Annotated in this window: 20 protein-coding genes; 8 read left to right on the plus strand and 12 right to left on the minus strand. The window is 67.6% G+C overall.

Annotation, left to right across the window (positions count from 1 at the left end):
• Positions 1-168 precede the first annotated feature (168 nt).
• The 3 genes from FB562_RS09415 to FB562_RS09425 all read left to right on the plus strand — a co-directional run bounded on the left by FB562_RS09415 (position 169) and on the right by FB562_RS09425 (position 3,357).
• Positions 169-1,443 (plus strand): ABC transporter substrate-binding protein, encoded by a 1,275-nt coding sequence (locus FB562_RS09415; protein WP_141880872.1) that lies wholly within the window; start codon positions 169-171, stop codon positions 1,441-1,443.
• Between the two features lie 109 nt (positions 1,444-1,552).
• Positions 1,553-2,443 (plus strand): carbohydrate ABC transporter permease, encoded by an 891-nt coding sequence (locus FB562_RS09420; protein ID WP_141880873.1) that lies wholly within the window; start codon positions 1,553-1,555, stop codon positions 2,441-2,443.
• Entirely contained in the window at positions 2,440-3,357 is a 918-nt protein-coding gene (locus FB562_RS09425) for a carbohydrate ABC transporter permease (RefSeq protein ID WP_141880874.1), read from the plus strand. Before FB562_RS09420 ends, FB562_RS09425 begins: the two co-directional genes overlap by 4 nt.
• A 38-nt stretch (positions 3,358-3,395) precedes the next feature.
• On the opposite strand, the gene FB562_RS09430 is transcribed toward FB562_RS09425, so the two are convergent.
• The 4 genes from FB562_RS09430 to arfA all read right to left on the minus strand — a co-directional run bounded on the left by FB562_RS09430 (position 3,396) and on the right by arfA (position 8,825).
• Positions 3,396-4,508: a glycerate kinase gene (locus FB562_RS09430; RefSeq protein ID WP_141880875.1), complete on the minus strand. Its 1,113-nt coding sequence runs from the start codon at positions 4,506-4,508 to the stop codon at positions 3,396-3,398.
• A gap of 17 nt (positions 4,509-4,525) precedes the next feature.
• Complete coding sequence (locus FB562_RS09435) at positions 4,526-5,875, minus strand: APC family permease (RefSeq protein ID WP_246081416.1); 1,350 nt, start codon at positions 5,873-5,875, stop codon at positions 4,526-4,528.
• Between the two features lie 120 nt (positions 5,876-5,995).
• Positions 5,996-7,237, minus strand: a complete 1,242-nt coding sequence (locus FB562_RS09440; protein WP_141880876.1) for an FAD-binding protein — start codon at positions 7,235-7,237, stop codon at positions 5,996-5,998.
• 28 nt (positions 7,238-7,265) lie between these two features.
• Positions 7,266-8,825, minus strand: a complete 1,560-nt coding sequence (gene arfA, locus FB562_RS09445; protein WP_141880877.1) for an arabinosylfuranosidase ArfA — start codon at positions 8,823-8,825, stop codon at positions 7,266-7,268.
• Positions 8,826-9,155: 330 nt separating this feature from the next.
• Here arfA and FB562_RS09450 point away from each other — a divergent pair, with 330 nt between their 5' ends.
• The 5 genes from FB562_RS09450 (at position 9,156) to FB562_RS09470 (ending at position 15,032) form a co-directional block, all read left to right on the plus strand.
• On the plus strand, positions 9,156-10,136 hold the full coding sequence (locus FB562_RS09450; RefSeq protein WP_425459828.1) for an ABC transporter substrate-binding protein: 981 nt from the start codon (positions 9,156-9,158) through the stop codon (positions 10,134-10,136).
• 115 nt (positions 10,137-10,251) lie between these two features.
• Positions 10,252-11,853, plus strand: coding sequence for a sugar ABC transporter ATP-binding protein (locus tag FB562_RS09455; protein WP_141880879.1), 1,602 nt, complete (start codon positions 10,252-10,254; stop codon positions 11,851-11,853).
• Positions 11,850-12,899, plus strand: a complete 1,050-nt coding sequence (locus FB562_RS09460) for an ABC transporter permease (protein WP_141880880.1) — start codon at positions 11,850-11,852, stop codon at positions 12,897-12,899. Before FB562_RS09455 ends, FB562_RS09460 begins: the two co-directional genes overlap by 4 nt.
• Positions 12,896-13,918, plus strand: coding sequence for a galactofuranose ABC transporter, permease protein YjfF (gene yjfF, locus FB562_RS09465; protein ID WP_141880881.1), 1,023 nt, complete (start codon positions 12,896-12,898; stop codon positions 13,916-13,918). Before FB562_RS09460 ends, yjfF begins: the two co-directional genes overlap by 4 nt.
• 82 nt (positions 13,919-14,000) lie before the next feature.
• Complete coding sequence (locus FB562_RS09470; RefSeq protein WP_141880882.1) at positions 14,001-15,032, plus strand: LacI family DNA-binding transcriptional regulator; 1,032 nt, start codon at positions 14,001-14,003, stop codon at positions 15,030-15,032.
• 15 nt (positions 15,033-15,047) lie between these two features.
• Here FB562_RS09470 and FB562_RS09475 read toward each other — a convergent pair whose 3' ends face one another.
• The 8 genes from FB562_RS09475 to FB562_RS09510 all read right to left on the minus strand — a co-directional run bounded on the left by FB562_RS09475 (position 15,048) and on the right by FB562_RS09510 (position 26,002).
• Positions 15,048-16,301, minus strand: a complete 1,254-nt coding sequence (locus tag FB562_RS09475) for a multidrug effflux MFS transporter (RefSeq protein WP_246081451.1) — start codon at positions 16,299-16,301, stop codon at positions 15,048-15,050.
• A 301-nt stretch (positions 16,302-16,602) separates the two neighbouring features.
• On the minus strand, positions 16,603-17,859 hold the full coding sequence (gene mmsB / locus FB562_RS09480; RefSeq protein ID WP_141880884.1) for a multiple monosaccharide ABC transporter permease: 1,257 nt from the start codon (positions 17,857-17,859) through the stop codon (positions 16,603-16,605).
• Positions 17,860-17,861: 2 nt separating this feature from the next.
• Positions 17,862-19,394 (minus strand): multiple monosaccharide ABC transporter ATP-binding protein, encoded by a 1,533-nt coding sequence (gene mmsA / locus FB562_RS09485; RefSeq protein WP_141880885.1) that lies wholly within the window; start codon positions 19,392-19,394, stop codon positions 17,862-17,864.
• 111 nt (positions 19,395-19,505) lie between these two features.
• Positions 19,506-20,618 carry a multiple monosaccharide ABC transporter substrate-binding protein gene (chvE, locus tag FB562_RS09490; protein WP_425459820.1) on the minus strand — a complete coding sequence of 371 codons (1,113 nt, stop codon included), beginning with the start codon at positions 20,616-20,618 and terminating at the stop codon, positions 19,506-19,508.
• Between the two features lie 84 nt (positions 20,619-20,702).
• On the minus strand, positions 20,703-22,220 hold the full coding sequence (gene araA, locus FB562_RS09495; RefSeq protein WP_141880887.1) for an L-arabinose isomerase: 1,518 nt from the start codon (positions 22,218-22,220) through the stop codon (positions 20,703-20,705).
• Entirely contained in the window at positions 22,220-22,924 is a 705-nt protein-coding gene (locus FB562_RS09500; protein WP_141880888.1) for an L-ribulose-5-phosphate 4-epimerase, read from the minus strand. Before FB562_RS09500 ends, araA begins: the two co-directional genes overlap by 1 nt.
• Positions 22,921-24,582, minus strand: a complete 1,662-nt coding sequence (gene araB / locus FB562_RS09505; RefSeq protein ID WP_141881177.1) for a ribulokinase — start codon at positions 24,580-24,582, stop codon at positions 22,921-22,923. The genes FB562_RS09500 and araB overlap by 4 nt, the downstream gene beginning before the upstream one ends.
• Before the next feature lie 412 nt (positions 24,583-24,994).
• Positions 24,995-26,002 (minus strand): LacI family DNA-binding transcriptional regulator, encoded by a 1,008-nt coding sequence (locus FB562_RS09510; protein ID WP_141880889.1) that lies wholly within the window; start codon positions 26,000-26,002, stop codon positions 24,995-24,997.
• Between the last annotated feature and the right edge of the window lie 24 nt (positions 26,003-26,026).

The following is a 26,026-nucleotide window of genomic DNA, read 5'->3' on the forward strand; positions in this document are numbered from 1 at the left end:
GGGCATGCCTCTGGCGGGCGCGCACACCTCCCGAGGGAGCGCAGAAGGCAAGGATCGGTAACAATTTTCGCGCGGGGTTGTTTTGGGAACGTTTTCATAATTGAATAGCGGATGTCCGCGCCACTCGGCCGCGAACGCACAGCGAGATTCCAATGGAGGAATGCACCCATGCGCAAGCCACTGTCACTCATCGCGGGAGCAGCCGTTCTCGGCCTCGCCCTCGCCGGATGCTCCACGGGCGGCGGAGAATCCGACCCCGGCAACGCCGACCAGGTCGAGGTCTTCACCTGGTGGGCCTCCGGCTCCGAGAAGGTCGGCCTCGACGCGCTCGTCAAGGTGTTCAACGAGCAGTACCCCGACATCGAGTTCATCAACGCATCCGTCGCCGGTGGCGCGGGCTCCAACGCGAAGGCTGCCCTCGCATCCCGCCTCGAGGCGAACGACCCGCCAGACACCTTCCAGGCCCACGCAGGCGCAGAGCTCACCGACTACATCAACGCCGGGCAGCTGCAGGATCTCAGCTCCTTCTACGAGGAGCAGGGCCTCACCGACGTGTTCCCCGCCAGCCTGATCGAGCAGCTCACCGTCGACGGCGCCATCTACTCGGTGCCCAGCAACATCCACCGCGCCAACGTCACGTGGGTGAACACCGCGGTTCTCGAGGGCGCAGGCATCGACCCGACGAAGGCTCCGGCCGACATCGACGCCTGGATCGACGACTTGCAGAAGCTGAAGGACTCCGGGGTCGAGTCGCCGCTGGCGCTCGGCACCGAGTGGACCCAGATGCAGCTGCTCGAGAACGTGCTCATCGCCGACCTCGGCGCGGAAGGCTACTCGGGCCTCTGGACGGGTGACACCGCCTGGGACAGCGACGGGGTCAAGACCGCCGTCGACCACTACGGCGAGCTGATGAAGTTCGTGAACAGCGACTTCGCGGGCCTCGAATGGGATGCCGCGACGCAGATCCTGCTCGACGGCAACGCCGGGTACAACGTGATGGGCGACTGGGCCGAGGCTGCATTCGTGCAGGCCGGCCAGACCTACGGCGACGAGTACACCACCTGGCCCACCCCGGGCACGGACGGCGTGTTCGACTTTCTCGCCGACTCGTTCACCCTCCCGGTGGGCGCACCTCACGAGCAGGCCGCGAAGGACTGGCTGACCACCATCAGCTCGGCCGAGGGCCAGAAGGCGTTCAACATCGCGAAGGGCTCCATCCCGGCCCGCACCGACGCCACCGCGAGCGACTACCCCGCGTACCAGCAGACGGCCATCACCTCGTTCGCTGACGACACCGTGGTGAGCTCGCTCGCCCACGGCGCCGCCGCGAGCATCTCGTGGTCGGGCGACATCTCGTCGGCCGTCGGCAAGTTCGGCACCGACAAGGATGCCGCCTCGCTGGTGAGCGCACTCGTCGCCGCCGCCGACAAGGCACTCGGCTAAGCGCAGCTCAGAAGAGACAATGGTGGGTGGGAGCGCCTCGGCCTCCCACCCACCGCCACGTCGCATCGGGTCGCCGCCCGGCGACAACATCACAGGGAAGTGAACAACAGTGCGTAAGGGAATCAGGAACTGGGGTCCACCCCTCCTGCTCGTGTCGCCGACGGTCGTGATCCTCGGCATCTTCGTGTACGGGCTCATCGGGGCGAACGTGTCGGTGTCGCTCAGCGACCGGCACAGCCTGCAGCCGGCAGAGAACTTCGTCGGCCTCGACAACTACTTCGCCCTCTTCGCCGAGGAACGCTTCCTCCACTCCCTCTACAACCTCGGCATGTTCACGCTGTTCTTCATCGTGGGCACGATGGTGTTCGGCTTCCTGTGGGCCTGGATGCTCGACAAGGGCGTGAGCGCGGAGGGCGTGTTCCGCTCCGTGTACCTGTTCCCGATGGCGATCTCCTTCGTCGCATCCGGTGTCGTCTGGCGCTGGCTTCTCAACAGCGCGGAGGGCGACCGCGCATCCGGTCTCAACAGGATCTTCGAGAGCCTCGGCCTCGGGTTCCTGCAGAACCCGTGGTGGAGCGACCCCACCTGGGGCATGGCGGCGATCGCCCTGCCCGCCATCTGGCAGCTCTCCGGCTATGTGATGGCGCTGTTCCTGTCGGGCTTCCGGGGTATCCCCGAGGAGCTGCGCGAGGCAGCCCGCATGGACGGCGCCTCCGAGTGGAAGCTGTACCGGCACGTGATCTTCCCGCAGCTGAGCCCCGTCGCCCTGTCGGCGCTCATCATCGTCGGGCACATGTCCCTGAAGGTCTTCGACCTGATCATGGCCATCACGAAGGCGATCTACCAGACCGAGGTCCCCGCGACCTACCTGTGGGTCGCCCTCACCTCGAATGACTACGCCAAGGCGGCGACGATCGCCACCATCCTCCTGCTGTTCGTTGCGGTGCTCATCGTGCCGTACCTCATCTACACGGCACGTTCAGAGAAGGCCGAGCGATGACGATCACGACGGGTATCGAGAAGAAGGCGGATGTCGCGGCGCCGCCCGCGGGGGCGCGCGCACGATTCCGGATCGGCCGCACGGCGAAGTACGCGCTGCTCGTGCTGTTCCTCATCGTGGTGCTGATGCCGGTGTACGTGCTGGTGGTGACGAGCCTCAAGCCTCCGCAGGATGTGAACCCGGCGACCTCGTGGGGGCTCCCCCTCCGCTGGCCGTGGGAGTCGGTCGCCCCGGGTGGGCCGACCGGCTTCGACAACTGGTCGATCGCCTGGGAGGCGCTGGCCCCGGCCATCGGGCGCACCTTCCTACTGGCCATCCCTGCCGCGCTCATCTCGTCGTTCCTCGGCTCGATGAACGGCTTCGTGCTGTCGCGCTGGCGGTTCCCGCGCGCCGACTGGGTGTTCACCTTCATCCTGTTCGGGATGTTCATCCCCTACCAGGCGATCATGACGCCGCTCGTGCAGATGAAGACGGGGCTGGGGCTGCCGAGCGGCATCGGCACCCTGCTCATCGTGCACATCATCTACGGCCTGCCGATCTGCACGCTCATCTTCCGCAACTACTACGTGGGCATCCCGATGGAACTCATGGAGGCGTCGCGCGTGGACGGCGCCGGCATGCTGCGCACGTTCGGCAGCATCGTGCTGCCGCTGTCGCTGCCGGGCTTCGTGGTGACGATCATCTGGCAGTTCACGAGCGCCTGGAACGACTTCCTGTTCGCCCTGTTCCTGTCGAACCAGCGGGAGGGGCCGGTGTCGCTCGCCCTGAACAACCTCGCCCAGGGCGCCCAGCTGGCGAACTATGGTGCGGCGATGGCCGGCGCACTGCTCGCCTCGCTGCCGACGCTCGTCGTGTACATCGTGCTGGGCAAGTACTTCATCGGCGGCCTCATGAGCGGCTCGGTCAAGAGCTAGCACCGCTGGGTTTCGATGCACTCGCTGGCGCTCGCTACTCAACCGGCGAGTGACGCGCCCGCCTCGCGCAGCCAGCGCAGCGGCTCATCCAGCGCCGCATCGAGACCGCCCGCCAGTTCGGTGAGGGCGCGGGATGCGGTGAACGCATCGGTGGATACGGATGCATCGATACCGCCAGCGATGAGCAGCATCCGGGCACCGTCAGGGCGGGGCACCCGCGCGACGTAGCCGGCGACCTTGCCGGCTGCGGACTGGGCGTCGAAACGCCCCTCCCCCGTGATGATGACATCGGCCTGGGCGACGGCCTCGGGTAGGCCAATGGCGTCACCGACAGCATCCGCGCCCGGCGCCATGCGCGCTCCCCAGGCGAGGAGCCCGTAACCGGTTCCCCCGGCGGCGCCCGCCCCCGGTGCCGTTGGCTCGGCAGGCAGAAGCGCTGCCAGCGTTGCCAGCCCGCGGTCGAGCGCGGCCCGCTGGGCAGCATCCGCCCCCTTCTGAGCGCCGAAGACCCGGGCCGCCCCGAACGGCCCGAGGAGAGGGTTGGTCACATCGCCGAGCACGAGGGCGCCGCCAGGTGGCAGGGCACGCAGACCGGAGAGGTCGACGGATGCGAGCTGCGCGAGCGCACCGCCGCCGAGCGCGATCGGCTGCCCGCTGGCGTCGAGAAAGCGTGCGCCGAGCGCTGCGAGCGCCGCCGACCCGCCATCGGTGGAGGCGCTGCCGCCGACGGCGAGTAGCAGCCGCGAGACTCCGTGCTCCAGGGCGTCGACGATCGCCTGGCCGAAGCCGAGTGTGTGCGCCTCGAGCGGGAGCATCCGGTCAAGCAGCGTGAGGCCGCTCGTGGCGGCGAGCTCCACGAGCGCCGTGCCGCGCGGGGTGCCGTCGCTCGCGGGCAGCAGCAGCCAGCTCGCATCGATGTCGCGGATGCCGGGGCGATGCTCACCCGGGCCCGTGACGGTCACCGGCATTCGTTGCGCGCCCGGCACGGCAAGCTCGAAGGCGTCGAGCGTGCCCTCGCCACCATCAGCCATGGGCAGGAGTGTCAGCTCATCGCGCGGGCGCACCCGCGACCACCCCTCAGCGATCGCCGCCGCAACCTCGGCCGCGCTGGCCGAACCCTTGAACGAGTCGGGAGCGATGATCACCCTCATGCGGCCATTCTCCCGCCTCAGACCTGAGGCTTCGATATTGCGCTGGCGAAGGTGCGGCGGCGGCGCATGAGCGTGACCGCGACGGCGGCGAGCGCGAGGAGCGCCGGGATGAGCAGGTTCGGCCCGGCGAGCACCGCCAGGCCGCACGCGAGCACGACGGAGATGAGCGCCATCCACCAGCCGACCGTGTACCGGGCCAGCAGGCGAACGGCGGCGAGCATCCCGAGCACGTAGACGGCCACCATGTTGCTCGTGTGGATGAGGATGAACGGGGTCAGGTCGAGGTCCCGGATGACGAGGGCCGCCAGGTAGGTGAAGCACAGCACCGCCACCACGGCGAGCGCGCGGCGGGGTACCCCGCCCGATTCGGCGCCGGCTGCCATCCATCGCGGGAGGTCGCCGTCGCGGCCGAGCGATGCGCCCAGTTTGGCGAATGCGGCGAGGTACATGTTGAGCACGCCGAGAGACACGATGGCGGCGATGACGGCGACCGAGATGGGGCCGATGCCGGGGGCGCCCACGGCAACGAGGTCGAGGAGGGGCACCTCGCTGGCTTCTCCTCCCCCGAGCACGGCGACGGTGACCACCTGCAGGGCGAGGTAGGCGACGCCGACCGTGGCGATGGCGATGGCCGTCGCCAGGGGGATGGTGCGGCGCGGCCGGCGGAATTCGCCGGCGATGTGGGTGACGGCCTCCCAGCCGGCGAACGCCCACACGAAGAGGCTCACGGCGGCGCCCACGCCGGCCCAGCCGTGCGGCAGGAACGGCTCGAAGTTGGCGGGCTCGCCGTGCGGCGCGCTCACCAGGACCACGCCCACAACGATGACGACGAGCGCTCCCGTCAGCACGAGCTGCACCCAGCCGGAGACGCGCAGCCCGAACAGATTCGACACGAACGGCGGAATGAAGATGAGCACCGTGACGACCACGACCATCCAGCGCGGCCCACCGAGCACCCCGACGACGTACTGGGCGCCGAGCGTGGCGACGACGGGCGCCCCGACGCACACCCCGAAGAAGAACCAGTAGCCGGCCATGCGCGCCGCCGTTCGCCCGAGCGCCAGGCGCACGAATGTGGCGACGCCGCCGGCATCCGGGTACCGCGCGGCGAGCGCTGCGAAGGTTCCCGCGAGCGGGATCGACAGCAGCAGCACCGCCACGACGGCGACGATCGAGGCGGGGCCGGCGAGCTCCGCGGCAAGAGCGGGGAGAACGAGGATGCCCGTGCCGAGCACGGAGGCGATGTACAGCGCCGAGCCCTGAAGCAGCCCGATGCTGCCGTGGCTGCCGTGCTGCGTCGAGTCACCGTCGAGCGGCGGGGCGACGATCGCGAGCTCGGCGGTCGGCGGCGTGGAGGGGAGAGTCACGTGATCATCATCTCGTGGCAGGAATGCGGCGTCCAGCGATCTTCTGCCAACTGCTCGCGCCTTCGTGCCAAGCCCACGGGGCGCACATCCACCCACGCATCCACCCGCGCAGTTGCGCACTCACCCGGGCAGATGCCGCTCGAGGAACTCGTTGCCGAACTTGCGCTCCGGGTCGAGCCGCGCGCGGAGCTTCGCGAAGTCGGATGCCCGCGGGTACAGCGACGAGAGATCGCCGGCCGCGAACAGCTTGCCCCAGTGCGGCCGCGCGCCGAAGGGCGCAAGCGCCGCCTCCAGCGTGGGCAGCAGCGCTTCGACCTCGCGCTGGCGCGGCTTCCAGGTGAAGTGCAGCCCGACCATGTCGCCGCCGTGGGCCTCGCTCAGCCACAGCTCGTCGGCCGCGATCGTGCGCACCTCGGAGACGAACAGCAGCGGCGCGATGCGCGGCGACAGCGCGCGCACGGCCGACAGCGCGGCGACGGCATGCTCGCGCGGCACGAGGTATTCGCTCTGCAGTTCCTCGCCGTTCGAGGGCGTGAACTCGAGCCTGAAGTGGGGCAGCCGGTCGAGCCAGCGCCCCGGAACACCCAGCTGCGGGGTGCAGTTCTGAGCAGGCACGCCCGGCAGCGGGTGCCGCTGCTCCGTCGCAGGCAGAGCCCCGAAGAGTTCCGCCGGCAGCGGTGCGTCGCGATCCCCGCGCCGCTTCAGCCACAGCTGGTCGATCGTGTCGGGGTCGCTCCAGGTGGTGAACAGGCTGACGCTGTGGGCCGCGCCCGTGATCTCGTCGAGATGCGTCGTGAGCGCAGCCCACGGCATCCGCTCGTACACATGCTGCTCGACGTCGTAGGCGGGCTCGATGTCGAGGGTGACCGCGGTGACGACGCCGAGGGCACCGAGCGAGACGACGGCGCCCGCGAAGTCGGGGTCGCCGCGACGCAGCGTGACGAGATCTCCGGATGCCGTCACCAGCTCGAGCGCGGAGACCGCCGTGGCGAGGCTGCCGCTGCGATCGCCCGATCCGTGTGTGCCCGTGGCGATGGCACCGCCGACGGAGATGTGCGGCAGGGAGGCCATCGCGGCGAGCGCCCACCCCGCGTCGTCGAGCTGCCGGGCGAGCACCCCGTAGCGCGTTCCGGCGCCCACCGTTGCGGTGCGGGATGCCTCGTCGATGCGCGCGGGCGCGTCGAGCCGCTCGGTCGACAGCAGCTCGTGCCGGGTGTCGGCAATGGTGTTGAAGGAGTGGCGCGTGCCGAGGGCACGGATGCGGGTGGCGCCGGCGACGAGCATCCGCACCTCATCGACCGTCGACGGCGTGTGCAGCCGCGTCGCCCCGTAGGCCAAGTTGCCCGCCCAGTTGTGTGTCATGTGGTTCACGGTAGCCGCGCGCTCAGCCTCATGCGAGGGCGACGACCGCGGCACCGGCGCCACCGCCACCAGCAGCACCAGCGAGCGCGATCGCCGTCCACGAGACGGGCGGAAGGGTCACGGTGACCTCGCCGCCCGCGACCACGACGGTGTCGTTGTCGGCGAGGCCGACACGCTCCCGATCGTCGAGGGTGTTCGTGGCGGTCACGTCGTCGTCGGAGAGGGTCTGCGCCGACACGAGCAAGGCCGCCCCGAGCGCGCTCACGTCGATGGTCACCGTCGCCGGCGCATCCTGCGATCTGTTCACCAGAAAGACGGATGTCTCGCCACTCTCCTCATCGTGCGTGGCGACCGCGTCGATGAGGGGAACCGTGCCGTACTGCGCCGTGTCGTAACGCTCCGACTCGAGCCTCGGCGTCAGCACGGAGCCGCGGGCGAGCCGCGAGGTCACCGCGAACGGAAAGAAGGTCGTCTGCCGCCAGGAGGGCCCGCCCGGCTCGGTCATGATCGGCGCGATCACGTTGACGAGCTGCGCCAGCGAGGCCGAGGTGACCCTGTCGGCGTGCTTGAGCAGCGAGATCAGCAGGCTGCCGAACACGACCGCGTCGGCCACCGAGTAGGCGTCTTCGAGGAGGCGCGGCGCGATCGGCCAGTTGTCGATGCCGGTGATCTTGTCGTCGGCCTTGTACCGCTCGAGGTACCAGACGTTCCATTCGTCGAACGAGATGTTGATGGTCTTGTCGCTGCCGCGCACGGCCTTCACATGATCGGCGGTCGCGATGACGGCGTCGATGAAGCGGTCCATGTCGACGGATGACGCCAGGAAGCTGCCGAGGTCGCCGCCCTTCTCCTCGTAGTAGGCGTGGCATGAGATGTAGTCGACGTCGTCGTAGGCGTGCTCGAGCACGGTGCGCTCCCAGCTGCCGAAGGTGGGCATCTGCGCGCTCGACGACCCGCACACGACCAGCTCGAGTTCGGGGTCGAGCTGGCGCATCGCCCTCGCGGTCTGTGCGGCGAGTTTGCCGTAGTCGTCGGCGCTGCGGTGACCCAGCTGCCACGGGCCGTCCATCTCGTTGCCGAGGCACCACATCCGCACGCCGAAGGCATCCGTTGCTCCGTTGGCGATGCGTTGCTCCGACAGTGTCGTGCCCGACGAGATGTTGCTGTATTCGAGCAGTTCGAGCGCCTCCGCAGTGCCGCGCGTACCGAGGTTGACGGCGAGCATGAGTTCGCTGCCGACCTTCTCCAGCCACGACGAGAACTCGTGCAGGCCGACCTCGTTCGTCTCGGTGCTGTGCCAGGCGAGGTCGAGTCGCCGTGGGCGTTCGCTGCGCGGCCCGACGCTGTCTTCCCACCTGAAGCCGGAGACGAAGTTGCCGCCCGGGTAGCGGATGGCTGACACACCGAGCTCCCTGACCAGCTCGATGACGTCCTGCCTGAAGCCCTCGGCATCCGCGCTCGCATGCCCCGGTTCGTATATGCCGTCGTAGACGCTGCGCCCGAGGTGTTCGACGAAGGAGCCGAACAGTCTGCGGTTGACGGGGCCGACCGTGAAGTGCGGGTCGAGGGTGAGGCGTGCTTTCGGCATGGTGCTCTTACCTTTCGTGAGGCCATGGGCCTCCGCGTCGACTATCTGCACATTACAACGCCGGATGCGCGCGCGCCGGATGCCCGGAGTCGCGAAATGAGAACCCTCACATCCCTCTTTTCCAGGCCTCGGCGCGGAGGGGCTGCCTGGCCTCGTGATCCCAGCATGCATATACTCGTCGTTACTCAACCGTGATAATCGATCATTGCTGAGCACGAAATGTTAGCGCTAACATCATGGACAACCAGAACGGACTGGTACCCGAGTGTCGGCCGCACCACCAGCACCACCACGGCAACACGGGATCACTGAACAAGGAGGTTTGGTTTGATCAAGAAAATCACGGGCGTGGCCGCCACCGCCGCCATGCTCATCGCACTCACCGGCTGCGCAGCCGGCGGAGACGGCGGCAACGGAACAGACGGAGGGGGCGACGGCGACATCGTCGTCGGCTTCTCACAGGTCGGAGCCGAGAGCGGCTGGCGCACCGCCAACACCATCGATGTGAAGGCCGCGTTCGAAGAGGCCGGCATCGAACTGAAGTTCTCGGATGCCCAGCAGAAGCAGGAGAACCAGATCAAGGCGATCCGCAGCTACATCCAGCAGCAGGTCGACGTGATCGCGTTCTCCCCCGTCGTCGAGTCGGGCTGGGACACCGTGCTCAAGGAGGCCAAGGACGCCGGCATCCCCGTCGTGCTGACCGACCGCGCGGTCGACTCCGCCGACACCTCCCTCTACGTCTCCTTCCTCGGCTCCGACTTCATCGTCGAGGGCGAGCGGGCAGGCGAGTGGGTGAAGACCGAGTACGCCGACGCCGACAAGGTGAACATCGTCGAGCTGCAGGGAACCACGGGCGCCGCACCCGCCAACGACCGCGCAGAGGGTCTGCGCAACGTCATCGGCGACGACCCCAAGTTCGACATCATCGCCAGCCAGACCGGTGACTTCACGCGTGCCGGCGGCAAGCAGGTGATGGAGGCGTTCCTCAAGTCGAACCCCGACATCGATCTCGTCTACTCGCACAACGACGACATGGGTCTCGGCGCGATCGAGGCGATCGAGGCGGCCGGCATGGTTCCGGGCGTCGACATCAAGATCGTCACCGTCGACGCCGTCAAGGACGGCATGCAGGCGCTGGCCGATGGCAAGATCAACTTCATCGTCGAATGCTCGCCGCTGCTCGGCGCGCAGCTGGTCGATGTCGTGAAGAAGGTGGTCGCAGGCGAGACGGTCGAGAAGCGTATCCTGACCGACGAGACGACCTTCACCCAGGAGCAGGCCATCGAGGCTCTGCCCGACCGCAAGTACTAGGCCCGCAAGCCCCAGGGCAGGGAATGACGGATGCGCCCCGGTCGCCGACCGGGGCGCATCCGCCCGAACAGGGCAACGCCACCGCAAGCAGGAAGCTCGACGAGGAGTCCACCGCATGACGCAAGGCCCCGCATCCGCCACGCCCGTGGTCGAGATGAACGACATCTCCATCGGATTCCCCGGTGTGAAGGCGCTCGACGGCGTGAGTTTCCGAATGTTCCCCGGCGAGGTGCACTCCCTCATGGGCGAGAACGGCGCAGGCAAGTCGACTCTCATCAAGGCGCTCACCGGCGTGTACGGTATCGACGGCGGCAGCATCCTGCTCGACGGTCGGCCGCTCAGCGTGAACGGGCCGGCCCAGGCGCAGGACGCCGGCATCAGCACCGTCTACCAGGAGGTCAACCTCCTCACCAATCTCTCCGTCGCCGAGAACATCATGCTCGGCCGCGAACCGCGCCGCCTCGGCCTCATCGACTGGCGCGCCACCCGCCGCCGCGCCGCCACCGTGCTCGAGGGGCTCGGCCTAGACATCGACCCGGCCTCGCCGCTCTCCTCACACTCGCTCGCCGTGCAGCAGCTGGTGGCCATCGCGCGCGCCATCGACATCAACGCGAAGGTGCTCATCCTCGATGAGCCCACCTCGAGCCTCGACTCCGATGAGGTGGCCGAGCTGTTCCGCATCATCCGCCGCCTCAAGGACGACGGCGTCGCCATCCTCTTCGTCTCGCACTTCCTCGACCAGGTGTACGAGATCGCCGACCGCCTCACGGTTCTGCGCAACGGCACACTCGTCGGCGAGTACCGCACCGACGAGATCCTGCGCATCGAGCTCGTCAACAAGATGATCGGCAAGGACATCGAACTGCTCGAGCGGCTCGAGACGCGCACGCGGGAGGTCGCGGCCGAGGATGACGCCGTCACGGTCGAACCGTTCCTGGCGGCGCACGACATCAGCAGGCGCGGCTCGATCACGCCGACCGAGCTCTCGATCATGCCCGGCGAGGTCGTCGGGCTGGCCGGTCTGCTGGGCTCCGGCCGCACCGAGCTGGCGCGCCTGCTCTCGGGCGCCGACCGTTCAGAGACGGGAAGCATCACCGTCTCCGGCACCGCCCGCCGACTGCGCACCCCGCGCATCGCACTCAAGAACCGCATCGCCTACTCCTCGGAGGACCGCAAGCACGAGGGCATCGTCGAGGACCTCACGGTGCGCGACAACATCGTGCTCGCGCTGCAGTCCGACCGCGGCTGGTTCAGGCCGATCCCGCGCAAACGGCAGGACGAGCTCGCGGCCAGCTATATCTCGGCCCTCGGCATCCGCCCCGCCAATCCGGATGCGCTGCTGCGCAATCTGAGCGGCGGCAACCAGCAGAAGGTGCTGTTGGCGCGCTGGCTCGCCGTGGCCCCGCGCCTGCTGATCCTCGACGAGCCCACCCGCGGCATCGATGTCGGCGCGAAGGCCGAGATCCAGCGGCTCGTCGCGAGTCTTGCCGAGGAGGGCATGTCCGTTCTGTTCATCTCCGCCGAACTCGAGGAGGTTCTGCGGCTCAGCCACAGGATCGCCGTCATGCGCGACCGCCGCAAGGTCGCCGACTTCGTCAATGAGGACGTCACCGTGGGCGAGGTCATGCGGCTCATCGCCAGCGGGGCGGCAGAGGGCGAACCGACAGCGGTTGAACCGGATGGCGCGGGCACCGAGCAGGAAGGGGTGAGGGCATGAACCCCACCGCCACATCGGTCATGGGCCGCGCATTCCACAGCCGGCTGTTCTGGCCGATCGTCACACTGCTGGCACTCTTCGTGCTCAATGTCGCGGTGTCGCCGTCGTTCCTCTCCATCCGGGTGCAGGACGGCCACCTCTTCGGCAGCCTCATCGACATCCTGCGCAACGGGGCGCCCACGCTCCTCGTCGCGCTCGGCATGACCGTCGTCATCGCGACGCGCGGAATCGACCTCTCCGTCGGCGCCGTCGTCGCGATCGCGGGCGCGCTCGCCTGCACGATCATCGCCGACTCCCCCGAGCCGGGAAGCATCGGCACGGTTCTGCTCGCCTGCGGGGTCGCGCTCGCCTTCTCGCTCGTTCTCGGAATCTGGAACGGCCTGCTCGTCGCCGTGTTCGGCATCCAGCCCATCATCGCGACGCTCATCCTGATGACGGCGGGCCGCGGCATCGCCATGCTCATCACCGAGGGCCAGATCATCACCGTCACGAGTGCGCCGTACAAGGTCATCGGCGGCGGCTACTGGTTCGGGCTGCCGGCATCCATCCTCATCGCGGGCGCCATGTTCGTGATCGCGGGGCTTCTCACGCGCAAGACGGCGCTCGGGATGCTCATCGAATCGGTCGGCATCAACCCGGAGGCCAGTCGCCTGGCCGGTGTGCGCGCCCGCAGCATCACCTGGACGGTGTACATCTTCTGCGCGCTCTGCGCCGGCGTCGCCGGGCTCATGATCAGCTCCAATGTGACGGCGGCGGATGCCAACAATGCCGGCCTCTGGATAGAGATGGACGCCATCCTCGCGGTCGTCATCGGTGGCACGTCGCTCGCCGGGGGCCGCTACTCGCTCACGGGAACCCTCGTCGGCGCCTTCATCATCCAGACCCTCACGACCACCGTGTACACGGTCGGGATCGCCCCCGAGATCACGCTCGTGTTCAAGGCGCTCGTCGTCATCGCGGTGTGCCTGCTCCAGTCCCCGGCGATGCGCGAACGCCTGCGCCGCCGCAGATCCGTCATGACGACAGCGAAGGCGGTCACCCGATGAGCACCCTGTTGGCCCCCCGCCCGACGAAGACGCCCGCATCCGGTGCCCGCAGTCGCCTCGCCCGACTGGTCCCCTCCTCGCGCTACACCTCGGTGATCGTCACCTTCGTGCTGCTGGTGCTCATGTTCGGCGTCGGCTCCGGCCGGTACCGCGGCTTCTTCTCCGGCCAGGTCGTCATGAACCTGTTCATCGACAACGCCTTCCTCATCGTGCTCGCCGTCGGCATGACCTTCGTCATCCTCACGGGAGGCATCGATCTCTCCGTCGGAGCCGTCGTCGCCCTGTCGACGATGATCGCGGCGAGCCTGCTGCGCGACGGCTGGAACCCGGCGGCCGTCATCGTCGTCGTTCTGCTCGCGACGACCGGCCTCGGGCTGCTGGTGGGGCTTGTCATCCACTATTTCGACATCCAACCGTTCATCGCGACGCTCGCCGCCATGTTCCTGGCGCGCGGGCTCTGCTATGTCATCAGCCTCGACTCGATCTCGATAACGGAACCGTTCTTCGTCGGCCTGGCCCAGGCGCGCATCCCGCTCGCCCCACGGCTCAGCATCACCCCGACCGTCATCATCGCCGTGCTCGTCGTCATCGTGGCGTTCATCGTGCTGCACTACACGCGCACCGGCCGCACCGTCTACGCGATCGGCAACGGCGGGCAGTCGGCGCATCTCATGGGGCTTCCCGTGTCACGCACCAAGATCCTCGTGTATGCGATCAGCGGTCTCTGCTCCGGAATCGCGGGCATCCTGTTCACGCTCTACACGCTCTCCGGTTACAGCCTCACCGCTGTCGGCATGGAGCTGGATGCGATCGCCGCGGTCGTGATCGGCGGCACACTCCTCACCGGGGGCAGCGGCTTCGTGCTCGGATCGCTGCTCGGTGTGCTCGTGCTCGGCATCATCCAGACCATGATCAGCTTCGAGGGCACCCTCAGCTCGTGGTGGACGAAGATCGTGATCGGTTCCCTGCTGCTGCTGTTCATCATCCTGCAGCGGGTGCTGACGGCGCGGGAGCGATGAGCGGGCCGGCGAGCGCGGGGGCGCGTGCATAATTGAGAACATCATTCGAGGCGGTCGCTGACCTGGGGGGCGCGCGGGGCAGGTGAGCAGAGACGACAAGGCGCGCGTCGCCAACATCTTCGACGTCGCCCGGCTGGCGGGCGTGTCACACCAGACGGTGTCGCGCGTCGTCAACGAGCTGCCCAATGTGCGCCCGGCGACGCGAAAGCGGGTCGAGGATGCCATCCGGCAGTTGCGCTATCGCCCCAGCACGACGGCGCGGGCACTCGTCACCCGGCGCTCGCGCACGATCGGCATCATCACGACGGGCAGCCCCGACTATGGCCCGTCGAGCACGCTGCAGTCGCTCACGGAGGCCGCCCGCGAGGCCCGCTACAACGTGAGCATCTCGAGCATGCTCGAGGCCGACCCGGAGTCGATGCGGGGCGCCGTCGAGACGCTGCTCTCACAGAACATCGAGGCGATGGTGCTCATCGCCGCGCATCGCACCGCGCTCGACGCCATGCAGGGCTTCGAGTTGGGGGTTCCGCTGGTCGCGGTCGACAGCAGCGCGCGGCCGGGCTTCCACAGTGTCTCGATCGACCAGTTCCACGGGGCCAGGATCGCCACCGAGTACCTCATCGGGCTCGGCCACCGCGACATCGTGCATCTCGCCGGCCCAGAGCATTCGATGGATGCCGCAGAGCGACTGCGCGGATGGCGGCACGCTCTCTCGCAGGCGGGTCTTGTGGCGCGCGACCCGTTCGTGGGCGACTGGTCGCCGCAGAGCGGGCACCGCTTCGGGCAGGAGGCGGCGGATGCTCCCAGCTTCACCGCCGTGTTCAGCTCCAATGACCAGATGGCGCTGGGGGCGATGTTCGCCTTCGCGGAGCGGGGCATCCGGGTGCCGGATGATGTGAGCATCGTCGGCTTCGACGACATCCCGGAGTCCGCTTATTTCAGTCCGCCGCTCACGACCGTGCACCAGGACTTCGCTGCGCTCGGTTCTGACATCATGGCGACGGTGCTCGAGCTGCTCGCCGACGGCGAGGTCGAGCCGGAGCCCGTGCCGCACACCGCGCCGACACTCGTCGCCCGGCTGTCGGCCGCACCGCCCAGCACGCCCCTGCGCTGAGGGCGGCTCAGCGGATCAGTCGCTGAGCGGCGGCACCGTGCGCGGCCGCACGACCGCCCACACCATGACGATCGCGATGATCGCGGCGCAGCCCATGACGAGCGCCATCGGGGTTGCGGTGGCCACGCCGAGAACCCCGACGATGGGAGAGATGAGCCCGGCGAGCCCGAAGTTGAGCGCGCCGAGCAGCGATGCCGCGGTTCCGGCCTCCGCGCCGTGATTGGCGAGCGCCAGCACCTGCACGGCCGGGAACCCGAAGCCGCACGCGGTGATGAAGAACCACAGCGGAACGATTGTGCCCCAGAGCCCCGCATCCGCCTGATCGAGGATCATGATCGTGCCGGCCATGGCCAGCTGCACGATGGTGATGACGACGAGGATCCACTGCGGCCCGATGTTCAGCCGCGACATGAGCCGCGAGCTGGTCTGCACGCCGATGACGACGCCGATCGAGTTCACGCCGAACAGCAGGCCGTACTCCTGCGCCGTGAACGCGTACACCTCCTGGAACAGGAACGACGAACTCGAGAGATAGGCGAAGAGCCCCGTGAAGCTCATGGCCCCGACGAGCGCGACGCCCACGAACGTGCGGTCGGTGAACAGCGCACGGTAGCGCGCGCCCAGGGTCGAGTGCCCGGCCTGGTGACGCTTGTGCCGTGGCAGCGTCTCGATGATGAGCACGCTGACCGCGACGACGACGAACGCACCGTAGGCGGCGAGCACCCAGAAGATGCCGCGCCAGTCCATGACGATCAGCAGCTGCGAACCGATGACGGGGGCGAGGATGGGAGCGAGCCCGTTGACGAGCGCCAGGCGCGAGAGCATCGTCACAAGTCGTTTGCCGCCGAACAGGTCGCGCACCATCGCCATGGCGACGACGCCTCCCGCAGCGGCGCCGAAGCCCTGCAGCACACGGAACACGGCCAGCCACGCGATGTCGGGGGCGAGCGCCGCGCCGATGCTCGCCGCGATGTGCAGCGAGGTCGCCAGGATGAGCGGCAGGCGGCGCCCGACCTTGTCGCTCCACGGGCCCACGATGAGCTGACCGAGACCGAAGCCGATGGTCGTGCCGGTGAGGGTCAGCTGGATGGCCGCCGCACCGACCGAGAACTCGCCCTCCAGCGCGGGGAACGCCGGAAGGTACAGGTCGATCGTGAACGGCCCGAGCGCCGTGAGCGTGCCCAGCACGAGAATGTAGACGAGCCGCTGGCGCGCGCTGAGCGCATCCCCCGGGTGGGGTCGTCTGTCGTTGCGGTCGCCCGGGAGGATGACGGGGATCGAATTGGTCTGGCTCACGATGTTCCTTGCAGGCCCGTCAGCCCTGCATGAGCAGGCGGTGCGGATGCCGGTGGTCGGCACCGCCGCCCTGCGTCGGGCGGCGAGAGATGACAAGGACGACACCTGGGTGCCGTCCGATGGTCTGGAGCGCCGAAGACCGAGAACGAGAGGCTCGAATCGATTCGACCTTCACAGCCTAATGTGCACACACTGCAGAAGTACAGCATCCGCCCCCTGACAGGAAACGAGCCTGCCAGAGGGCGGATGTGAACTGCGGATGCGCGGGGCCGTATTACTGGGCGGCCACGGCCTCCTTCTTCTCGGCCTCGACGACCGCCTGGGCCTTGGGCGCGCGGCGGCCGCCCGAGCGGCGCTTGTTGAACACGTCGAACGCGACGGCCAGCAGCAGCACCATTCCCTTGATGAACTGCTGGTAGTCGGTGCTCACGCCGAGCAGCGACATGCCGTTGTTCAGAACACCCATGATGAGGCCACCGATGATGGCCCCCGTCACGGTTCCGATGCCGCCGGTGACCGCGGCGCCGCCGATGAAGGCGGCCGCGATGGCATCCAGCTCGAACAGGTTTCCGGCGCCCGGCCCTGCCGAGTTCAGCCGGCCCGTGAACACGAGACCCGCGAGAGCAGACAGCACACCCATGTTGACGAACAGGTAGAAGTCGACCCGCTGCGTCTTGATGCCCGAGAGCTGGGCCGCGTGCAGGTTTCCGCCGCGCGCGTAGATGTGGCGGCCGAAGATGCTGCGGTTCATGACCGCCGAGTAGGCGACGACCAGAACGCCGAGCACGATGAGCACGACGGGCGTTCCGCGCGATCCGGGTGCGATGCCGAGCAGGTACGTGAGGCCGAGCACGAGCACGCCCGTGAAGGCCAGCTTGACGACGAACCAGGTCAGCGGCTCGCTCTCGAGGCCGTGCTTGACGCGGGCGACGCGAGCCTTCATCTGTGAACCGACGAGCATCACGAGCGCGAGCACGCCGAGGCCGACGGTGATCCATTCGGCCGGTGAGGAGCTGGCCGGGAACAACCCCGGGAACACGTACCCGCCGCCGAGCTGACGGTACTCCTCCGGGAACGGCGTGATCTGCCGGTTGCCGAGCACGATCTGCGTGAGACCGCGGAAGATGAGCATGCCCGCCAGCGTCACGATGAACGCCGGGATGCCCACATTCGCCACCCAGAAACCCTGCCAGGCGCCGACGAGGGCACCGATGACGAGGGAGCCGATGATGGCGACCCACCACGGCCAGCCCCACGACTGGATCATGACGCCCGACATCGCCCCGACGAAGGCCGCAACCGAGCCGACCGAGAGGTCGATGTGCCCGGCGATGATGACCATCACCATTCCGATCGCGAGGATCAGGATGTAGCTGTTCTGCACGATGATGTTCGACACGTTGCCTGCGGTGAGCAGGCGTCCGTCGGTGAGCACCTGGAACAGCACCACGATCACGATCAGCGCCAGGAATATCCCGATCTGCCGGATGCGGCTGGCCAGAAAGCCTGTTGCCTCCTTGAGTACGCTCATCCCTACTTTTCCTTTTCTTTCGTCATGTACTGCATGAGTGCCTCGGGCGTGGCATCCGCGATGCTCATCTCACCCGTGATGTGGCCTTCGGAGAGCGCGTAGATGCGGTCTGAGATGCCGAGGAGCTCGGGCAGTTCGGATGAGATGACGATGATCGCCTTACCCTCAGCCGCGAGCTTGTTGATGATGGTGTAGATCTCGTACTTGGCTCCGACGTCGATTCCCCGGGTCGGCTCATCGAGGATGAGCACATCCGGGTCGGCGAACATCCACTTGGAGAGCACGACCTTCTGCTGGTTTCCACCGGAGAGCTTGCCGGTGATCGATTCGACCGACGGCGCCTTGATGTTCATGCTGGTGCGGTATTCGTTGGCGACGATGTGTTCTTGGTTGCCGTCGACCCACCCCAGTCTGGCGAGCTTGTCGAGGCTTGCCGCCGAGACGTTGCGCTTGACATCCTCGAGCAGGTTCAGGCCGTAGCGCTTGCGGTCTTCTGTCGCGTAGGCGATGCCGGCCTTGATGGCGTCGGAGACCGTGCGCACCTTGACCTCGTCGCCGTGCATGTACACGCGCCCGCTGATGCCGGAGCCGTAGGAGCGACCGAAGACGCTCATCGCGAGCTCGGTTCGACCGGCACCCATGAGGCCTGCGATGCCGACGACCTCGCCGGCGCGCGCCACGATGTTGGCGCCGTGGATGACCACGCGGTCGTGCTCGGTCGGGTGGTGCACCGTCCAGTCCTCGATGCGCAGGACCTCATCGCCGATCTTCGGGGTGCGGTCCGGGTAGCGGTGCTCCAGATCGCGCCCGACCATGCCCTTGATGATGCGGTTCTCAGAGATCTCGTCCTTGCGCATGTCGAGCGTCTCGATCGTCTTGCCGTCACGGATGATGGTGACCTTGTCGGCGATCGCCTTGATCTCGTTGAGCTTGTGGCTGATGATGATCGACGTGATCCCCTGCTCCTTGAGGTGCCGGATCAGGTCGAGCAGATGCGCCGAGTCCTCGTCGTTGAGCGCGGCGGTCGGCTCGTCGAGGATGAGCAGCTTGACCTCTTTGGAGAGCGCCTTCGCGATCTCCACGAGCTGCTGCTTACCGACGCCGATGTCGACGACCTTGGTGGTCGGGTTGTCGCTGAGGCCGACCCGGGCCAGCAGCTTCGCGGCCTCCAGGTTGGTCTTGTCCCAGTCGATGAAGCCGCGCCGGGAGATCTCATTGCCGAGAAAGATGTTCTCGGCGATCGACAGGAAGGGGCTGAGCGCCAGTTCCTGGTGGATGATGACGATTCCGCTCTTCTCGCTGTCGCGGATGTCGCGGAACTCGACGGGGTCGCCCTCGAAGACGATCTCACCGTCGTAGCTGCCGTGCGGGTAGACGCCAGAGAGAACCTTCATGAGCGTCGACTTGCCCGCTCCGTTCTCACCGCAGATGGCGTGCACCTCTCCGCGTTCGACGGACAGGCTCACCTCCTGCAGCGCCTTCACGCCCGGAAATGTCTTGGTGATGCTGCGCATCTCGAGAATGTTGGCGACCATTCCCTGCCTCACTTCTGTTGCTGGTGTTCTGGGGAGGTTCGGGCCGGATGCCGTGTGGGCATCCGGCCCGAACCGTTCAGCCCTGAATCGCTTCAGTGCTTGGGGACGTTACTACTTCAGGTCGTCCGCAGTGTAGTAGCCACCGTCGACGAGGACCGACTCGTAGTTGTCGACCGTGACGATCGTCGACTCGAGCAGGTACGACGGAACAACCTTGACGGTGTTGTCGTACGTCTCGGTGTCGTTGACCTCGGGCTCGTCACCGTTCAGAACAGCGTCGACCATCTTGACGGCCTGCGCACCGAGGAGGCGCGTGTCCTTGAAGATGGTGGAGTACTGCTCGCCGGCGATGATCGACTTGACCGATCCGACCTCGGCGTCCTGGCCCGTGATCACGGGGAGGGCGTCGGCCGAGTATCCACCCGACGTGAGGGCGGAGATGATGCCGATCGAGAGACCGTCGTACGGCGAGAGGACACCGTCGAGCTTGGTGTCACCGATGACGGTGAGCAGGTTCTCCATGCGCTTCTGAGCCGTCTCGGGCAGCCAGCGAAGAATCGCCGCCTGCTCGAAGCTCACCTGGCCGCTGGGAACGACGATGACGCCGCTGTCCATGAACGGCTGCAGGGTGTCGATCGCGCCGTTCCAGAAGAACGTGGCGTTGTTGTCGTCGGGGCTTCCGCCGAACAGCTCCACGTTGAAGGGACCCGCTGCGCCGGTCTCCGCACCGCTCTCATCGAGGATGCCGAGGCCCGTCAGGAGTGACGTCGCCTGCTGCACGCCGACCTTGTAGTTGTCGAAGGTCGTGTAGTAGTCGACGTTCTCGGTGCCGTTGATCAGACGGTCGTAGGCGATCACGGGGATCTCGTTGTCGGCTGCCTGCTGGAGGACATCCGTCAGCGTGGTTCCGTCGATCGAGGCGATGATGAGCGCCTTGGCGCCGCTCGTGATCATGTTCTCGATCTGCGACACCTGCGTGGGGATGTCGTCGTTGGCGAACTGGAGGTCGACCTTGTAGCCGAGGTCCTCCAGCGATGCCTTGACGTTGTCGCCGTCGGCGATCCAACGCTCCGACTGCTGCGTGGGCATCGAGACGCCGACGATGGCGCCTTCTGTGCTTCCCTCGTCGGTCGAACCGCCCGTGCGGTCGCCCGAGCAGCCCGCAAGAGCGAGCACGAGCGCACTGGCGGCTGCGATGCCGCCCAGTAGCTTCCTGGTCTTCACTGTGTTTCCTTTCATTGGGGTTGGGACATCTTCGTCAAACGAAGCCTTGCTGCCCGGCCCTGCAGCCGGGGGTCTGGTGCTCGCTCAGATCCCCTGAGCGAGTCGATGGTACGCGGCGTTCCAGCGCACCTCGCGCTGGAACCCGCCGAGGGTGGTCTCCTCGTCGATGACGAGCAGTTCGACTCCGGCGATCTCCGCGAAGTCGCGGAACACGTCGATGCCGACCGCGGTCGTCATGACCGTGTGGTGTGCGGCTCCGGCGGTCAGCCAGGCCGCCGCGGAGGTGGCGAAGTCGGGGGCCGGCTTCCACACGGCGCGACCGACCGGCAGATTCGGCATGGGCTCGTCGAGCGGCACGTTCTCGACGACGTTCGCGACAAGCCGGAAGCGGTCGCGCATGTCGCTCATGGCGACGACGACGGCGGGGCCGGCATCCGCGGTGAAGACGAGCCGCACCGGGTCCTCGCGCCCACCGATTCCGAGCGGGTGGATCTCGAGCGACGGCTTCGACGTCGTCAGCGAGGGGCTCACCTCGAGCATGTGGGCGCCGAGGATCTTCTCCTCGCCGGGCGTCAGATGGTAGGTGTAGTCCTCCATGAGGGATGCCCCACCGGGCAGGCCGGAGCCCATGACGTTGGCGGTGCGCACGAGAACGGCCGTCTTCCAGTCGCCCTCCGCGCCGAAGCCGTAACCGTCGGCCATGAGGCGCTGCACGGCGAGGCCGGGCAGCTGCCGCAGTGCGCCGAGATCCTCGAAGCTGGTGGTGAACGCGCCGAAGCCGCCCTCCTCCAGGAAGGAACGCAGGCCCACCTCGATGGCCGCGCCGTAGCGCAACGACTCGTGCCGCTCGCCACCCCTGCGCAGCTCGGGCACGACGTCGTAGAGCTCCTCGTATTCGGCCACGAGATCGTCGATGGATGCCGCTGACGCCGCATGGACGGCATCCGCAAGTTCGTTGACGCCCCAGGTGTTGACCTGCACGCCGAACCGCAGCTCGGCCTCGGTCTTGTCACCCTCGGTGACGGCGACGTAGCGCATGTTGTCGCCGAAGCGGGCGAGCTTGAGGCTGTGGGTGGCAGCCCATCCTGCGGCGGCGCGCTGCCAGGTGCCCACCTGGGCGGTGACGGCCGGGTTCGAGACATGGCCGACGACGGTCCTGCGGGCCACGCCGAGGCGGGTCTGGATGTAGCCGAACTCGCGGTCGCCGTGCGCGGCCTGATTGAGGTTCATGAAGTCGAAGTCGATCTCGCCCCACGGCAGCGCCACATTCGCCTGCGTGTGCAGGTGCAGCAGCGGCTTGCGCAGCGCGTCGAGGCCGGCGATCCACATCTTGGCGGGGCTGAAGGTGTGCATCCACGCCACGACGCCGATGACCTCGTCGGCCGCATTGGCGTCGAGCGCGAGGCGGCGGATCGAGTCGCTGTCCTTGAGAACGGGCTTCCAGACGACCTTCACAGGAACATCGGATGCTGCGCCCAGCTCTTCGGCGATCTTCTGCGACTGCTCGGCGACTTGGCGGAGGGTCTCCTCGCCGTACAGGTTCTGGCTGCCGGTGACGAACCAGACCTCGTACTGGTCGAGCGAGGTGGAGAGCGTGGGCATCAGGCGGTTCCTTCCGGCTGTCCGTAGACGTTCTGGTAGCGGTCGAAGAGCGAGTCGATGGCCTGCTGCGGCAGCGGGATGAGCTCGCCGGCCTCGCGGGCGAGGTGAACCGTGCGGGCGACATCCTCGACCATGACGGCGGCCTTCACGGCGTCGCGGGCGTCGCGGCCGATCGTGAACGGGCCGTGGTTCTGCATGAGCACGGCGCGCGAACGGTGACCGGTGAGGGTCGCGACGATGCCGCGGCCGATCGAGTCGTCACCGATGATCGCGAAGGGGCCGACCGGGATGGGCCCGCCGAACTCGTCGGCCATCGCCGTGATCACGCACGGGATCTCCTCGCCGCGTGCCGCCCAGGCGGTCGCATAGGTGGAGTGCGTGTGCACGACCCCGCCGACCTCGGGCATGTTGCGGTAGACGTAGGCGTGGGCGGCCGTGTCGCTGGAGGGGCTGCGCTCGCTGCCGGGCGTTCCCGGCACGACCTCGCCGTCGAGCGTGCACAGGATCATGTTCTCGGGGGCCAGGTCGTCGTAGAGCACGCCGCTCGGCTTGATCACGAACAGCTCGGCGCCGGGCACGCGGCCGCTGACGTTGCCGCCCGTCCAGATGACCAGGCCGTAGCGGGTCAGCTCGGAGTGCAGCGCCGCGACCTCGTCGCGCGTCGCGGCGATCGCCGCCTCGACCTCAGGGGTGAAGGTGCTCATGCCAGGGCCTCCCGCCTGCGGCGCTTCAGCCGCTTCATCACATCGTTGGCGCCGCGACCGAAGTAGTCGTGCAGCAGCTCGTAGTCGGCATACAACTCGTCGTAGGCATCCGCCGCCGCCTCATTCGGCGTGTACGCGTCACGCGTGACCTTGCCCATGGCGGCGCCCGCAGCCCGCACATCGGGGTAGGCGCCCGCGGCGACCGCGGCATGGATGGCGGAGCCGAGCGCGGGGCCCTGCTCACTCGCGATCGTCGAGATCGGCATGCGCAGGATGTCACTGTACGTCTGCATGAGGAACGCGTTCTTGAGCAGACCACCGGCGACGACGAACTCCGTCACGGGCACGCCGCTCGCATTGAAGGTCTCCACGATCTTGCGGGTGCCGAACGCGGTCGCCTCGAGCAGCGCCCGGTAGACCTCCTCAGGCCGGGTCGTCAGCGTCGCGCCGACGACGACACCGCTGAGCTCGTGGTCGACGAGAACCGAGCGATTGCCGGAATGCCAGTCCAGGGCGACGAGGCCGTGGGCGCCGACGGGGTGCTCTGCGGCCAGATCGGTCAGATACTGGTGGATTGACTTGCCCGCAGCATCCGCCGCCTCGTGATGGCTCGCCGGAACCTGATTCTTGACGTACCAGGCGAAGATGTCGCCCACACCGGACTGCCCCGCCTCGTAGCCATACAGCCCGCTGACGATGCCGCCATCGACGACGCCGCACATTCCGGGGACCTCGGCGAGAACATCGGAGTTCATGACATGACAGGTGCTAGTGCCCATGATGGCGAGCATCTGGCCGGGCTCGACCGCCTGCGCGGCCGGGGCCGTCACATGCGCGTCGACGTTGCCGACCGCGACGGCGATGCCCTCGGGCAGGCCCGTCCAGGCGGCCGCCTGCGCGCTGAGAGTTCCGGCGGCGTCGCCCAGCTGGCCGATCTCGTGGGCGACCTTGTCGTCGGCAAAACCGGCGAATGCAGGGTTGAGCGCGCCCAGGAACTCGCGGCTCGGGTACTCGCCGTCCTGCCAGATGCCCTTGTAGCCGGCCGTGCAGGCGTTGCGCACGTAGCTGCCGGTGAGCTGCCACACGATCCAGTCGGCGGCCTCGACCCAGTGATCCATGCGCTCGTACAGCTCGGGCGCCTCCTCGAGCAGCTGCAGGCCCTTCGCGAACTCCCACTCGCTCGAGATGAGCCCGCCGTAGCGGGGCAGCCAGGCCTCGCCGCGCGCTGCAGCCAGCTCGTTGATGCGATCGGCCTGACCCTGCGCCGCGTGGTGCTTCCAGAGCTTCACGTAGGCGTGCGGGTTCGTCTCATACTCGGGCAGCTCGTTCAGCGGCGTGCCGTCGGCGAGAACCGGAAGGGGCGTGGATGCGGTGAAGTCCGTGCCGATGCCGATGACGCTGCTCGGGTCGATTCCGGCCTTGGCGACGGCCTCCGGCACGGCCGTCCTGAGCACGGCGACGTAGTCGGCCGGCACCTGCAGTGCCCACTCGGGAGGAAGGGTGGCGCCGGATGCCGCGAGCGTCGTGTCCATGACGGCGTGCGGGTAGTCGAGGGTGGCGGAGGCGAGCTCGGCCCCGTCGGAGACGCGCACGACGACCGCGCGACCGCTGAGGGTTCCGTAGTCGACGCCGATGACGTGACGCTCGGATGCCGACATGGCCGCAGCAGCGTTGTGCGTTACCGCTTGACTCACCGGCAGACTCCCTCGTCACTCACACATGTCGCATCCGCGACAGAAAACCTTGTCATGTGACCGTTCGTGTGACCGTTCACATTTGTGGGGCAATGCTAACCCTTTTTCACCCAGAAGTGTCAACCGGCGGATGATCACGATTCAGACACGTCTCTCCGTCACGCCATTCGCCACACCGCCGCGGTTTCCGCTGGACCACTCCGCCGCACCACTCCGCCGCACCACTGCGCGAGTTGCCCGCTTTCGCCCCTGATCTGCGTGATTTGAGGGCAGAAGTGGGCAACTCGAGAGAAGTCAGTCGCGATGAGGGCTTGCGAGGTGGGCGCTGGTCGAGCGACCCCGGTCAGCGAGGTCGGCGCTGGTCGAGCAGCCCAGGTCAGCGAGGAGGGGCGGTGGATGCGCGCAGCACCAGTTCGGGCGCGATCTGCTCATGCGTGGCCGTCGCGGTGCCCTCCAGCTCGTCGAGCAGAATCGCCATCGAGCGGCGGCCGATCTCCGCGAAGTCCTGCCGCACCGTCGTCAGCGGCGGCCAGAAATGTGCGGCATCCGGGACATCATCGAAGCCGATGACGCTGACATCCTCCGGAACCCGCACCCTGTGCTCATGGAAGGCGTGGATGACGCCCAGCGCCATCTGGTCGTTCGCACAGAACACTGCAGTGAAGTCGCGATTGCCCAGCAGCTCGAGGCCGGCGTGATAGCCGAACGCCGCAGTCCAGTCGCCGAGGATCGGGGGTCTCGTCGCCAGATCCGCCTCGCGCACCTCGTGCAGGAAGCCCCGCATCCGGGCATCCGCTTCGATCCAGTCCTGTGGCCCCGCCAGATGCTCGATCTCGGTGTGGCCGATATCTATGAGGTGCCGGGTGGCCATGCGCCCGCCCGAGAACTGGTCGACCGAGACACTGTGCGAGGAGTCGTGACGCGTCGAGTCGAGGGTCACGAACGGGATCGTCAGGCCCATGTCGCTGATCGCGTCGAACACGCGCAGCTGCGGCGCGATCACGATGATCGCCTCCACCGACTGTCGCCTCAGATGATCGAGGCCGGCCCGCAGCGCCTCGTAGTCGCTCGACGAGTTCGTGATCGTCACCCGATAGCCGGCCTCGCGCGCAGCGATCTCGATGGCGTGCACGCTCGTCGTCGGCCCATAGTGCGCCGTGTCCCCGGCGAGCACCCCTATCGTTCGGCTCCTGTTGGTGACGAGAGCCCTCGCGGCCTGGTTGGGTCGATAGCCGAGATCGTCGATCACGTCGATCACGCGCTGCCGCGTGCTCGGCTTGATGTTCGGGGAGTCGTTGAGCACGCGGGAGACCGTCTGGTACGAGACCCCTGCGAGACGCGCGACGTCGCGGATGTTCGGCGCGCGTACCTTCTCTGGCTCCATGGCTCTTCCCCGGTCGCGCGCCTC

Source organism: Homoserinimonas aerilata (assembly GCF_006716125.1).
GTDB classification, from domain to species: domain Bacteria; phylum Actinomycetota; class Actinomycetes; order Actinomycetales; family Microbacteriaceae; genus Homoserinimonas; species Homoserinimonas aerilata.